We start from the raw sequence: 13164 nt of genomic DNA, 5'->3' as shown, positions 1-13164 counted from the left end.
CGTGCCGGCCGGACCGCCGCGCAGTGGTGGTGGTGGGGTGGACCGCGGAGGCGCGGGAGCGCTCCCATGGATAAGCGACAATGTAACGGCGTGCGCGGCGGTTTGGGAAGACGGACGGCGGCGGCCCCCGGCCGCCCTACCCGTCGGTAACCCGATGGAGATGAATCACATCATCGATGTTCATGGTTGGGTTGCAGGCGTATCCGCAGCTCAGAGTCAAGCCGGCGACACCCGCGCCGAGCGCGGAGACCGACGGGAGGGGGCCTCGCGTCCTGGCATACGAGCGTACGGTTGCCCGCCCGATCGGCCCCGCGGGACAGTACGCGTCACCAGCGGTGCCATCGACGCCGCCGCTCCCCCGGACAACCTGAGGAGATCGCGATGGCCCTTCGACTCGCCGACGGCACCTCCTGGTCCGACACCCTCGCCCGGGCCGTGGCCGCCACCCCCGAGGCCTTCGACACGAGCGCCGACGGCGGCGCCACGCTGCACAACCTCGTGGAGGGCCAGTGGCGGGCGCTCGGCACGCCCACCGCGGTCCGCAGCCCGGTCGACAACACCACGCTGGTGAACCTGGCCCGGCTCGACGCCGACGCCGCCCGGGCCGCGGTCGCCCACGCCGCCACCGCGCACCGGGAGTGGGCCCGGACCCCGCTGGCCGAGCGCACCGCCCGGGTCACCGACGCGCTCGACGCGCTCACCGCGCACCGCGACCTGCTCGCCCTGCTGCTGGTCTGGGAGATCGGCAAGCCGTGGCGGCTCGCCTGCGCCGACGTGGACCGGGCGCTCGACGGCGTGCGCTGGTACGTCGGTGAGATCGAGCGGATGCTCGCCGACGGCCGCGAGCCGCTGCCCGGCCCGGTCAGCAACATCGCCTCCTGGAACTACCCGATGAGCGTGCTCGTGCACGCCGAACTGGTGCAGCTCCTGGCCGGCAACGCGGTCATCGCCAAGACCCCGTCCCAGGGCGGCGCGGTCTGCCTCACCGTCGCGCACGCGCTGATGCGCCGGGCCGGGCTGCCCGCCACCCTGGTCTCCGGCAGCGGCGAGGAACTGTCCGAGGTGCTGGTCCGCGCGCCCGAGATCGGCGCGGTGGCGTTCGTCGGCGGGCGCTCCAACGGCGGCAAGGTCGCCGCGGCGCTGCTCGACTCCGACAAGCGGCACTTCATCGAGCAGGAGGGCCTCAACGCCTGGGGCATCTGGAACTTCTCCCAGTGGGACACGCTCGCCGCGCACCTGAAGAAGGGCTTCGAGTACGGCAAGCAGCGCTGCACCGCGTACCCCCGGTTCGTGGTCCAGCGGGACCTGGTCGACGAGTTCCTCGACATGTACCTGCCGGTCGTCCGCTCGGTCCGCTTCGGCCACCCGCTCGCCGTCGGCGACGACTGGTCGGCCGGCGACCCGCTGCCGGAGCTGGACTTCGGCCCGCTGATCAGCGCGGCCAAGGCCGACGAGCTGCGGCGCAAGGTCGACGAGGCGGTACGCGGCGGCGCCGTGCCGCTGCACCGGGGCAAGCTCGACGGGGCGCCGTTCCTCGACGGGCAGGACACCTCGGCGTACGTGGCCCCCGCCGTGCTGCTGGCCCCGCCCGGCCGGTCCCGCCTGATGCACGCCGAGCCGTTCGGCCCGGTGGACACCATCGTCGTGGTGGACACCACCGACGAGCTGCTGGCCCAGATGAACGCCTCCAACGGCGCGTTGGTCGCGTCGCTGGCCTGCGACGACGAGGAGCTGGCCGGCAAGCTGGCGGTCGACCTGCAGGCGTTCAAGGTGGGCATCAACAAGCCCCGCTCCCGGGGCGACCGGGACGAGCCGTTCGGCGGCCGGGGCGCGTCCTGGAAGGGCGCGTTCGTCGGCGGCGACCTGCTGGTCCAGGCGGTCACCGTGGGCGGCGACCGGCGCCTCTACGGCAACTTCCCGGACTACAGCAGCTACCCGGCCACCTGAGCCGTCCCGACACACGAACGGGGCCCCCGCACCGGGGGCCCCGCCGTGTCACCGTCCCCCGCATCGGGAGTCGGTCCGGGTGGCGCACTGGGCGCCGGTTGCGGCCGTCCGGTCGGGCCCCTCGGGCGTGCCGCGCCGTTGCGGCTCACCTCCGTGGTCGGACCGGACGACCGTCAGCTCAATCCGACCGCTGCGCCGGCACGACCGCACCGGCGCCCGCGCCGCGACCGGCCGTCGCCGGTCCGCCGGTCACCGCGCCCGCCGTACCGCCGGGCGCCGGCCACCCGGCCGTCGCCGGGACCAGCGGGAGCGTCGCGGTCAGCACCGCGCCGTCGCGCTCCACCGCCACCGGCCGGTCCAGCCGGCGCAGTGTCCGCAGCATCGGGGTGTTCTCCGCCTGCACGTGCAGCAGCACGGCGGCGTAGCCGGCCCGCTCGGCGTGCCCGACCAGGCGGCGCAGCAGCGCCGAGCCGAGGCCCCGGCGCTGCCAGTCGTCGCGCACCAGCAGCGCCGCCTCGGCCTCGTCCCCCTCGCCGAGCAGGTTGGCCATGGCCACGACCGGCTCCGCCGCCCCGCCGGAGCCCGCCGTGGCGAGCACTGTCACCCCCCGGGCCGGCTCCAGCAGTCGGCGCAGCCGCGCCGGCGACGGGTCCGCCGCCCCGCTCAGGTAGCGCCGCTGCCGGCTCCGCGCCGAGCAGGCCGCGTGCAGCTCGCGTACGGCCGGCACGTCCTCGACGGTGGCCGGCCGCACCGTGACCTCCGCGCCGTCCGGCAGCACCAGCGTGACCCGGTCGACGTCCCGACGGGCCAGGGTCGCCGCCAGCTCGACCAGGGCCTGCGCCCGGGCGTACTCGGCAGGGGTGAAGCTCGGCTCCCGGCGGCGCAGCTCGTAGCCGCCGCCCGCCGGGTCGGTGAGCAGCATGGTGGTGCCGCCCACGCCGCCGGGCGCGGCGGCCGGGGTCGGGCGCCAGGTCACCGCGTCGGCGCCGAGCAGCGTCCGCAGCGTCGCGCCGGCCGCCTCCGGGTCGCGCACCAGCCGGCCGGCCAGGCCGAGCACCCGGGTCGGCTCGTCGGCCAACCCGCGCGCCTCGCTGCGCGCCACCCAGCAGTCCCGGCCCCGACCGCGCTCCACGGCGGCCCGCAGCTCGGCCTCGGTGACCTGCTCGGGCGCGTCGACCAGGAAGTCGTCGACCGCGCCGACCTCGGTGGTGTGCACCTGCACGGTGAGGATGTTGACCCCGCGCAACGCGAGGCTCGCCGTGAGCACCGACAGGTAACCCGGCCGGTCGTCCACGGTGGCTCGGATCCGCCAGAGCGCCATGGTTGTCTCCCTTCCTCACCCCCGACCATGCCGGCCGCCTGTTGCGCCCCCGTTGCCCCGGGGTGACGCGGCGCGACCGGTCAGGTGATGGTGGTCACCGGCGGCGCGCCGACCAGGTCCAGCCGGTCGCCGAGGATCACCGCGCTGGCGCGGACCAGCTGGGCGAGCCGGTCCACCTCGGTGGAGTGGAACCCGGCGGCCGCGAGCGGTTCGCTGTGGTCGCGGGCGACCACCAGCACCAGGCCGGCCCGACCGAACGGCGCGACCGCGTAGTGGTGCCCGTCCGGCGCGGTCAGGGCGCGGGCCCGCAGCGGGGTCACCTCGGGCAGCCGGGGCGGGCTCGGGGCCCGCCAGCTCGCGTGCCCGACCGTGGCCGTGCCGCACTCGCCGCTGCGCGAGGCCCAGTCCAGCGGGACCACGGCGGCCACCGCCCAGTCCGCCGCGAGCAGCCCGGGCACGGCGTCCACGAGCGTGGCCACCCCGTCGGTCGGGTTGGCCGCCACCTGGGCGAGCAGCTCGGCGTCCTGGCCGGTGGTGGTGGGCGCGCCGATCGCCCGCCACACCCCGTCCACCCGGACACCGGGGATCGCGGCCAGCCCGGCGAGCAGCCGCTCCACCCGCGCCGCGCCCGGCCAGACCACGGTGAAGTCGTCGACCGCCCGCCCGCCGAGCCGTTCCAGGACCACCACCTGCACGATGTCGGCGCCGGAGACGCCGAGCGTCCGGGCCACCTGGCCGAGCGTGCCCGGTCGGTCCGGCAGGGTCACCCGAACTCTCAGCAGCATGTCTGATCCCCTCCGCTCGGCGGGCCGGCCCGACGGCCGGCAGGCTGGGGCCCAGCCTGCCGGCTGACCATTTCGCCCCCGTTGCAGCGGCATGTCCCGGCGGGAAAATCCGACCTTGACAAGAAAGCTGAGCTGCCATCAACTATTCGGATGACCGATCCGGCCGTCGACGCTGCCCGGCCCCCGACCGGTCCGGCCCCACGCGGGCTCGACCTCGACCGGCTCGCCGCCCACCTCGCCACGCACCGGCCGGATCTGGCCGGGCCGCTGTCGGCGCGGCTGATCGCCGGCGGCAAGTCCAACCTGACCTACCTGCTGCGCGCCGGTGACCGTGAGGTCGTGCTGCGCCGGCCGCCGCTCGGGCACGTGCTGGCCACCGCGCACGACATGGCCCGCGAGCACCGGGTGATCTCGGCGCTCGCCCCGACCGGGGTGCCGGTCCCCGAGGCGCTGCTGCTCTGTCCGGACGACAGCGTGATCGGCGCGCCGTTCTACCTGATGGCGAAGGTCGACGGTGAGGTCTACCGGCGGCGCGAGCAGACCGACGCGCTCACCGCCGACCAGCGGCGTGACCTGGCCATGGCGATGATGGACACGCTCGCCACCCTGCACCGGGTGGAGCCGGCCGAGGTCGGGCTGGCCGACTTCGGCCGACCGGAGGGCTACCTGGCCCGGCAGGTGCGCCGCTGGGCCGGCCAGCTCGACCGCTCCCGCAGCCGCCCGCTGCCCGGCATCGACGAACTGCGCGACGCGCTGGCCGGCAGCGTGCCGGAGGGCGCGAACGCGGGTCGGATCGTGCACGGCGACTACCGGCTGGACAACCTGCTCGCCACCGTCGACCCGGTGGCGGTGCGGGCCGTGCTCGACTGGGAGATGGCCACGCTCGGCGACCCGCTCGCCGACCTCGGCCTGCTGCTGACCTACTGGGACGTGCTCGGCGACAGCGAGCAGGCCGAGGGCAACCCGGTGGCCGACGGCATCGGCCCCCGGGCCGGCTTCCCCACCGGCGCCGAGTTGATCGAACGCTACGCCGGCCGCAGCGACGTGGACGTCGGCCCGCTGCACTGGCACGTGGCGCTCGGCTGTTTCAAGCTCGCGGTGATCTGCGAGGGCATCCACTACCGGCACACCCTCGGGCAGACGCTCGGCGAGGGGTTCGACCGGATCGGCGAGATGGTGGCGCCGCTGGTCGCGCACGGTCTGCACGCGGTGAGGGAGAAGTAGATGGAGTTCGCGTACGACGACCGGACGGTCGAGCTGCGGCAGCGGCTGGAGGCGTTCCTCACCGAGTGCGTCCACCCGGCCGAGCCGGTGCACCACGAGCAGGTGCTCGCGGCCGGCGACCCGTGGGCCCGCCCGCCGGTGATGGACGAGCTGAAGGCCGAGGCGCGGGCCCGGGGCCTGTGGAACCTGTTCCTGCCCGACGCCCGTTACGGCGCCGGCCTGACCAACCTCCAGTACGCGCCGCTGGCCGAACTGACCGGTCGCAGCCCGCACCTGGCCCCGGAGGCGCTCAACTGCGCCGCGCCGGACACCGGCAACATGGAGCTGCTCGCCGAGTTCGGCTCGGACGCGCAGCGGGAGCGCTGGCTCGCGCCGCTGCTGGCCGGCGAGATCCGCTCCGCGTTCTGCATGACCGAGCCGGAGGTCGCCTCCTCGGACGCGACGAACATCGCCACCCGGATCACCCGCGACGGCGACCACTACGTGGTCGACGGCCGCAAGTGGTGGTCGTCCGGGGCGATGGATCCACGCTGCGAGATCTTCATCGTGATGGGCAAGACCGACCCGGACGCCGACCGGCACCGCCAGCAGAGCATGATCCTGGTCCCCCGGGACACCCCGGGCGTGACGGTACGGCGCGGGATGACGGTCTTCGGCTACAGCGACGCCCCGCACGGCGGGCACGCCGAGATCGACTTTTCCGGCGTCCGGGTGCCGGCGGAGAACCTGGTCGGGGCCGAGGGCACCGGTTTCGCCATCGCCCAGGCCCGCCTCGGTCCCGGCCGGATCCACCACTGCATGCGGCTGGTCGGCATGGCCGAGCGGGCCCTGGAGCTGCTCTGCCGGCGCGCCCTCGACCGGGTGGCGTTCGGCCGCCCACTCGCCGAGCAGGGCGTGGTGCGGGAATGGATCGCCGAGTCCCGGGTCCGGATCGAGCAGGCCCGCCTGCTGGTGCTCAAGACCGCCTGGCTGATGGACACGGTCGGCAACAAGGGCGCGCACACCGAGATCCAGGCCATCAAGATCGCCACCCCGGCCATGGCCGAGTGGGTGATCGACAAGGCGATCCAGGCGTACGGCGGGGCCGGCGTCAGCCAGGACACCCCGCTCGCCGCGCTCTGGGCCCAGGCCCGGACGCTGCGCCTGGCCGACGGCCCCGACGAGGTCCACCGGGCGTCCCTGGCCCGCCGCGAACTGCGCCGCTGGTCCTGACCGCCCCGGCCGCCCGCGCGGCGGTCGGGGTCAGGCGGAGGCGCGGTGGATGAGCTCGGTGTCCAGCAGCACGTGCGGCGAGGGCACCTCGTCGCCCCGGATGCGGGAGACCAGCAGGCGGGCCATCTGCCGGCCCATCTCCTCCACCGGCTGGAACACCGTGGTCAGCGGCGGCTCGGCCTGGCGCGCGATCGGGGCGTCGTCGAAGCCGATCACCGCCACGTCCTGGGGGACCCGCCGGCCGGCCTCGCGCAGCGCGCGCAACGCGCCGAACGCCATCAGGTCGGAGGCGACGAAGACGGCGTCCAGGTCCGGGCACGTCTCCAGCAGCCGGCGCATGGCGGCGGTGCCGCTGCCCTCGCTGAAGTCCCCGTACCCGATCAGCCCGGGGTCGACGGTGCCCCCGGCGGCCCGCACCGCCTCCTGGTAGCCGGAGAGCCGCGCCAGGCCGGCGCCCATGTCCTGTGGGCCGGCGATGGTGGCGACCCGGCGGCGTCCCTGGGCGAACAGGTGCTCCACCGCCTGCCGGGCCCCGCCGACGTTGTCCACGTCGACGAACCACGCCGGCTGCGCGTTCGGGTGCAGCATCCGGGCCGGCCGGCCGCCGAGCACCGCGGGCAGGCCACGCTCCTCCAGCAGCGTGGGCAGCGGGTCGGAGTCGTGCAGGGAGAGCAGCAGCACGCCGTCGACGTGCTGGTTGGTGAGGTGGTGCTCGACCCGCTCCCGCTCGATCGGCGACTGCACCATGGCCAGCCAGAGCTGCATGGGCGTCTCCACCAGCCCGGAGCTGACGCCCCGGACGATGGCCGCGAAGAACGGCTCGGTGAAGACCCGCTCCCCGGACTCGGAGACGACCAGCGCCACCGAGTCGGTCCGCTGGGTGACCAGCGCCCGGGCGGCCCGGTTGGGCACGTATCCCAGCTCGGCGATGGCCTGCTGGACGGCGGCCCGGGCCTCCGGGCTGACCTGCGGCGAGCCGTTGACCACGCGGGATACCGTGCCGCGCCCGACGCCGGCGCGGGCCGCGACCGCGTCGAGGGTCGGGCGCCCGAGCGAGCGGGTGCGCTGCGTTGTCATCGTCTGTGCTCCTCCGACGGTCGGGCGGGCCCGGCACCGATTGAGGCGTCGGTGCCGGGCCGCCCGTTACTGGCTGGCCCAGCTTATTGTGCGGCCAGGCCGTTGCGTCGGATCACGTCGGCGTACCACCTGGCGCTGGACTTCGCGATCCGGGCCTGGTTGTCGTAGTCGACGTAGACCATGCCGAACCGCTTCGTGTAGCCCCAGGCCCACTCGAAGTTGTCCATCAGTGACCAGGCGAAGTAGCCCTTGAGCGGCACCCCGGCCTCGATCGCGGCGTGCGCCGCGCGCAGGTGCGAGGCGAAGTAGGCCAGCCGGTCCGGGTCGTCCACCTCGCCGTCGACCACCGTGTCGACGAACGCCGACCCGTTCTCGGTGACGTAGAGCGGCAGGTCGGTGTACTCCCGGTGCACCCGCTCCAGCGTCTCCACCAGGCCCGGGGCGTCGATCTCCCAGTCCATGTCGGTGACCGGCACGCCGCGGGTGACGAACCGCACGTCCTCGCTGCCCGGCCAGCAGGACGGCGCCCGCCAGTAGGGCTCCGGCTCCGCGCCCTCGACCGGCGCGGCGACCACGTGCCGGCTGTAGTAGTTGACGCCGACCATGTCCAGCGGGGTCGAGATGGTCGCCAGGTCGCCGTCGCGGACGTGCCCGAGGTCGGTGATCCCGCGCAGGTCGGCGACCAGGTCCGCCGGGTACGCGCCGCGCAGCACCGGGTCCAGGAAGAACCGGTTCGCCAGCGCGTCGATCCGGCGGGCCGCGTCGGCGTCCGCCGCCGACCCGGAGGCCGGGGTGACCGGGTAGAGGTTCACCGTGATGCCGAGCTGCGCCTGCGGGCGGGACGCCCGCACCGCCTGCACGGCCAGGCCGTGCCCGAGCATCAGGTGGTGCCCGGCCCGGACCGCGTCCCCGCCGTCGCTGCGGCCCGGCGCGTGCACGCCGGAGCCGTAGCCGAGGAACGCCGAACACCACGGCTCGTTCAGCGTGGTGAAGTACTTCACCCGGTCGCCGAGCGCGTCGGCGACCAGGTGCGCGTACTCGGCGAACCGGCCGGCGGTGTCGCGGGCCGGCCAGCCGCCGGCGTCCTCCAGCGGCTGGGGCAGGTCCCAGTGGTAGAGCGTCACCCACGGCTCGATGCCGTGGCCGAGCAGCTCGTCGACCAGGCGGTGGTAGAAGTCCATCCCCTCCTGGTTGACCCCGCCGGTGCCGCCCGGCTGCACCCGGGGCCAGGACACGGAGAAGCGGTAGGACCGCAGCCCCAGGTCGGCCATCAGCCGCACGTCGTCCGGCATCCGGTGGTAGTGGTCGCAGGCCACGTCGCCGGTGTGCCCGGCCACCGTCCGACCCTCGGTGTGGCTGAAGGTGTCCCAGATCGACGGCGTACGGCCACCCTCCGCCGCGGCGCCCTCGATCTGGTACGCGGCGGTGGCCGCGCCCCAGAGGAAACCGGGCGGGAAGGTCAGGGCCGGGCCCCCGTCGAGGACGCCGACGGCGGGCGGGCTGGCTGGGTTGCTCACGACTTGACGGCGCCTTCCATGATGCCGCCGATGATCTGGCGGCCGAACAGAACGAACACGACGAACAGGGGCAGGGTCGCGATCAACGTACCGGCGAAGATCTGCGAGTTGTCGGCGAAGTAGGCGGTGTTGAGGCTGCGCAGCGAGATCTGGACGGTGGGGTTGGACGGGTCGGCCAACACCACGAACGGCCAGAAGAACTGGTTCCACTGTTCCATGAAGGTGAGCAGGCCGAGCACCGCGGCGGCGGGCCGCAGCGCGGGCGCCACCACGTGCCAGTAGACCCGCCAGGTGGAGCAGCCGTCCACCCGGGCGGCCTCGATCAGCTCGTTCGGGACCGCCTGTTCGGCGTACTGGCGCATCATGAAGATCCCGAAGCCGCCGATGAGGAACGGCACGGTCACCGACGGCATGGTGTTCAGCCACTCGAGCTTGGCCATCAGGATGTAGAGCGGGAGCACGCCGAGCTGGATCGGCACCATCATCGAGGCGAGGATGATCAGCAGCAGCGCGTTCTTGCCCCGGAAGCGGAGCTTGGCGAACGCGAAGCCGGCCAGCGAGCCGAAGAAGACCGTGGCGACGGTGATCGTCCCGGAGACCAGGAACGAGTTCAGCAGCCCCTTGACGATGTTGGCGTCGCCGTTGGCGAGCACCCGCTCGATGTTCTCGCCGAGCTTTCCGCCGGGCAGGAACGGCGGCGGCCAGGAGTTGGCCGCGTCGTTCGTCCGGGAGGCGATCACGATCATCCAGTAGAACGGGAACAGCGACAGGATCACGCCGAGGACCAGGCCGAACCAGGTGAGCGGGCTGGCCTTCCAGAGCCGCTCGGCCTGGTGGGTGGCCTTCGCCGGCGCGGTCGGCCGGGTGGGTGGGCGAAGCGTGGTGGTCGTCATCTCGTCACCTCACTTGTCGGAGCTGATGCGGCGGGCCAGCAGGTAGTTGACCGTCGACATCAGCGCGATGAGCACGAAGAGCACGAGCGCGACCGCCCCGGCGTACCCCCACCGGAAGCGCTGGTTCATCACGTCGAGCAGGTACATCGTGATGGTCTGGAACTGCCCCTCCGAGCCGCCGGAGAGGCCGCCCGAGCCGCTGGTGAACAGCAACGGCTCGGTGAAGAGCTGGAGCCCGCCGATGGTCGAGATGATCAGCGTGAAGATGATCGTCGGACGCAGCTGCGGGACGGTGATCGACCAGAACTGGCGCCGCCGGGAGGCCCCGTCCAGCGCCGCGGCCTCGTACATGTCCTTGCTGATCGACTGCATGGCGGCCAGGTAGATCAGCGCGTTGTAGCCGACCCAGCGCCAGTCGACCATGGTGGAGATGGCGAACCAGGAGGCGAAGCGGTTCGCCCGCCAGTCGATCGGGTCCAGGCCGATGCTGTCGAGCAGCCAGTTGACCAGGCCGAAGTCCTTGGCGTAGATCATCGAGAAGATCAGCGCGACCACCGCGGTCGAGGTGATGATCGGCATCGCGATGGCCATCCGGAAGAACGTCTGCGCGCGCAGCTTCCGGTTCAGCGCGTTGGCCAGCATCAGCGCCAGCAGCAGCTGAGGCACGGTGGAGAGCACGAACATGCCGAACGTGTTCACCACCGCGTTCCAGAACTGCGGGTCGTCGGTGATCAGTTCGACGAAGTTGTCCAGCCCGACGAACGAGATCGTCGAGTTCAGCGGGGACCGGTCGGTCAACGCGATCCAGACCGTGTACGCGATGGGATACGCGCTGAACACCGCGAAGATCAGGAAGAACGGCAGGACGTACAGGTAGGGCGAGTACTTCAGGTCCAGCTTGGTCGCGGAGGCGGCGCGACGGTGCGCGGGACGGGCGGCGCGCGGCGGACCGGGCTCGGGCGGCGCCGTGGCGTGCAGGTCGAGGCTCATGGGGAGTCCTTCTCCTCGGCCGGCGTCACCCGCCACACGGGCGACGCCGGGCTCTGCGGGCACCGCGGGTGGCGCCGGCAGCGCGGGGCTGCCGGCGCCACCCGCGGGCGGCTCAGCCGGGTCACTTACCGGCGGCCGCACCGTTCTTCAGGGCCGCCTGCCACTGCTCGTCGGCCGACTTGCCCTGCTCGACGGCGCGCAGCGTGTTCTCCACGGCGGTGCGGACCGCGTTGTTCTTCGGGCCGAGGTAGACCGGCTTCAGGTCGGTGGCGCCGGCGGCGAAGATCTTGCCGACCGGGGCCTTGCTGAAGTAGTCGTTGGTCGAGTCGGCCACGGCCGGGTCGGTCAGCGCCTGCGGGTTCGACGGCAGGTTGCCGACCGCCTTGAACGCGCCGATCTGGCCCTGCGCGCTGGTCAGGAACTTGGCCAGCTCGGCGGCCTCCTTCTGGTGCTTGCTCGACTTCGGCACGCCGAGGAACGAACCGCCCCAGTTGCCGCCGTTGCCCGGGGCCTTGGCGACGTCCCACTTGCCGGCCGCCGCGTCACCGGCCTGGCCCTTGATGACACCGGTCATCCACGCCGGGCAGGCGATGGTGGCGAAGGTGCCGTTCTTGAACCCGGCGTTCCACTCGTTGGAGAAGGACTGCAGGTTGTTCGACAGCCCGGCGGCGATCATCTTGGTGGTCAGCTGGTAGGCCGCCTGCACGTCCGGGTTCTGGTCGATGACCATCTTGTTGCTCTTGTCGTAGTACGTGTAGCCGGTGCCCTGGCCCGCGATCTGCATCAGCACCACGTTGTAGAAGTTGGTCGCCGAGTCGACGAACTTGTGCTTCTTGTCGGCGGCGGCGAACTTCTGGCCGGTGGCGATGAACTGGTCCCAGGTGGGCCAGAGCGCGCCGACCTGCTCGCGGTCGGTGGGCAGGCCGGCGGCCTTGAACAGGTCGCTGCGGTAGCACAGCGCCATCGAGCCGACGTCGGTGCCGAGGCCCAGCACCTTGCCGTCGGGGGTGGTGCCCTGCTCCCACTTCCACGGCAGGAAGTTGCCCTTGAGGTCGTTCGCGCCGTGGTCGGCGAGGTTCACGAACTTGTCGGCCTGCGCGTAGAACTGGACGATGGTGCCCTCCTCCAGGGCCACCACGTCGCCGGCGCCCGACCCGGCGGTGATCTGCTGGGTCAGGCGGGTGTTGTAGTCACCCAGGCCGAGGCCCTTGCCGCGCTCCTGGATCTTGACGTTCGGGTGGTCGGCTTCGTACTGCTTGTACAGCTCTTCGTAGCCGAAGCCCTGATCGCCGAAGACGTCGACGACCAGGGTCACCGGACCGCTGCTGTCGCCGCTGTCCGACGAGTCGTCGCCGCAGGCGGTGGCGGTGGCGAGCACCGCGACGGACGCGAGCGCGATGGCCGCGAGCTGCCGACGGCGGATTGGGACGCTCATCCGAGACCCCTCTTTCGGTGGTGAGGCGATATCTGTGTGGTGGGGGGTGCGTGTCGCGCGAACCGGAAGAGGCAGGGATGAGACCGACGCCACTCGCGGGAGCGCTCCCATGAGATTGCCGGCAGGTGTCAGGGGTGTCAATAGACCGGTGGGAGCGTTCCCATTTCGTTACCGCGTCATCCCCCGGGCCGGAATCCCGGGGGCGCGGTCAGCAGCAGCGGCGCAACAGGACGGTCGCGCGGTCCGGGTCGAACCCGGCCGGATCGAACGCCGGACCGGCCCACTCCCGCATGGCCGGGTGCTCGGGATGCGCCGGATCGGCGAGCGCGGCCAGCAGGACGGCATAGCCGCCCGGGCCGCCCACGTCCTCCGGCGGGCAGGCCCGCTCCCCGTCCAGACAGACCGGGTAACGCTCGTCCGGGTCGGCGGCGCAAACGTCCTCCACCACCAGGTCGTGCTCCCACCAGTCGCCGAAGTCGTAGGTGTAGCGGAACCGGTCGCCCTTGCCCACCACCGCGTCCAGCCGGACGTCCAACTCGTCGCGCAGCGCCAGCTCGCCGTCCGGATCGGGCTCGCCGTACTGCCGCCCGTCGACGTCGAACGAGTGCAGGTGGCAGTCGCGCCAACCCATCGCGTGCTGGAGCACCCGGTGCAGCCGGTCCAGGGTGTAGCCGCCGGGCACCAGCACCCGCCGCCACACCGGCGGCCGGACCCCGGCCAGCGACACCATCAGCTGGAAGATCTGACGCGACACGCGGTCCCA

At 73.0% G+C, this 13164-nt stretch carries 11 protein-coding genes; 3 read left to right on the top strand and 8 right to left on the bottom strand.

The window, feature by feature from the left end:
• The first annotated feature begins 381 nt into the window (after positions 1-381).
• Positions 382-1947: an aldehyde dehydrogenase family protein gene (locus ACN27B_RS18410; protein ID WP_422741080.1), complete on the top strand. Its 1566-nt coding sequence runs from the start codon at positions 382-384 to the stop codon at positions 1945-1947.
• A gap of 178 nt (positions 1948-2125) precedes the next feature.
• Here ACN27B_RS18410 and ACN27B_RS18405 read toward each other — a convergent pair whose 3' ends face one another.
• Complete coding sequence (locus ACN27B_RS18405) at positions 2126-3268, bottom strand: GNAT family N-acetyltransferase (RefSeq protein WP_422741079.1); 1143 nt, start codon at positions 3266-3268, stop codon at positions 2126-2128.
• Between the two features lie 80 nt (positions 3269-3348).
• The gene (locus ACN27B_RS18400) at positions 3349-4053 is read right to left on the bottom strand and encodes an amino acid-binding protein (RefSeq protein ID WP_098745747.1); all 705 of its coding nucleotides are present in this window, start codon (positions 4051-4053) and stop codon (positions 3349-3351) included.
• 150 nt (positions 4054-4203) lie between these two features.
• Here ACN27B_RS18400 and ACN27B_RS18395 point away from each other — a divergent pair, with 150 nt between their 5' ends.
• Positions 4204-5277 (top strand): phosphotransferase family protein, encoded by a 1074-nt coding sequence (locus ACN27B_RS18395; protein ID WP_099161932.1) that lies wholly within the window; start codon positions 4204-4206, stop codon positions 5275-5277.
• Positions 5278-6489, top strand: coding sequence for an acyl-CoA dehydrogenase family protein (locus ACN27B_RS18390; protein ID WP_422741078.1), 1212 nt, complete (start codon positions 5278-5280; stop codon positions 6487-6489). It abuts the gene before it with no gap.
• 30 nt (positions 6490-6519) lie between these two features.
• Here ACN27B_RS18390 and ACN27B_RS18385 read toward each other — a convergent pair whose 3' ends face one another.
• The 6 genes from ACN27B_RS18385 to ACN27B_RS18360 form a co-directional block, all read right to left on the bottom strand.
• Positions 6520-7566 (bottom strand): LacI family DNA-binding transcriptional regulator, encoded by a 1047-nt coding sequence (locus tag ACN27B_RS18385; RefSeq protein WP_422741077.1) that lies wholly within the window; start codon positions 7564-7566, stop codon positions 6520-6522.
• An 83-nt stretch (positions 7567-7649) separates the two neighbouring features.
• Positions 7650-9083, bottom strand: coding sequence for a GH1 family beta-glucosidase (locus ACN27B_RS18380; protein ID WP_422741076.1), 1434 nt, complete (start codon positions 9081-9083; stop codon positions 7650-7652).
• Positions 9080-9976, bottom strand: a complete 897-nt coding sequence (locus tag ACN27B_RS18375) for a carbohydrate ABC transporter permease (RefSeq protein WP_099161935.1) — start codon at positions 9974-9976, stop codon at positions 9080-9082. The genes ACN27B_RS18380 and ACN27B_RS18375 overlap by 4 nt, the downstream gene beginning before the upstream one ends.
• Before the next feature lie 9 nt (positions 9977-9985).
• Positions 9986-10966: a carbohydrate ABC transporter permease gene (locus ACN27B_RS18370; protein ID WP_099161936.1), complete on the bottom strand. Its 981-nt coding sequence runs from the start codon at positions 10964-10966 to the stop codon at positions 9986-9988.
• A gap of 121 nt (positions 10967-11087) precedes the next feature.
• The gene (locus ACN27B_RS18365; protein WP_099161937.1) at positions 11088-12401 is read right to left on the bottom strand and encodes an ABC transporter substrate-binding protein; all 1314 of its coding nucleotides are present in this window, start codon (positions 12399-12401) and stop codon (positions 11088-11090) included.
• A gap of 208 nt (positions 12402-12609) precedes the next feature.
• Positions 12610-13155: a plasmid pRiA4b ORF-3 family protein gene (locus ACN27B_RS18360; RefSeq protein ID WP_172967825.1), complete on the bottom strand. Its 546-nt coding sequence runs from the start codon at positions 13153-13155 to the stop codon at positions 12610-12612.
• Positions 13156-13164: the final 9 nt, after the last annotated feature.

The organism is Micromonospora sp. WMMD754 (genome assembly GCF_049315235.1).
GTDB lineage: Bacteria > Actinomycetota > Actinomycetes > Mycobacteriales > Micromonosporaceae > Micromonospora > Micromonospora sediminicola.
The sequence above is the reverse complement of the archived record's forward strand: the minus strand, read 5'-3'. Positions and strand labels throughout refer to the sequence as shown.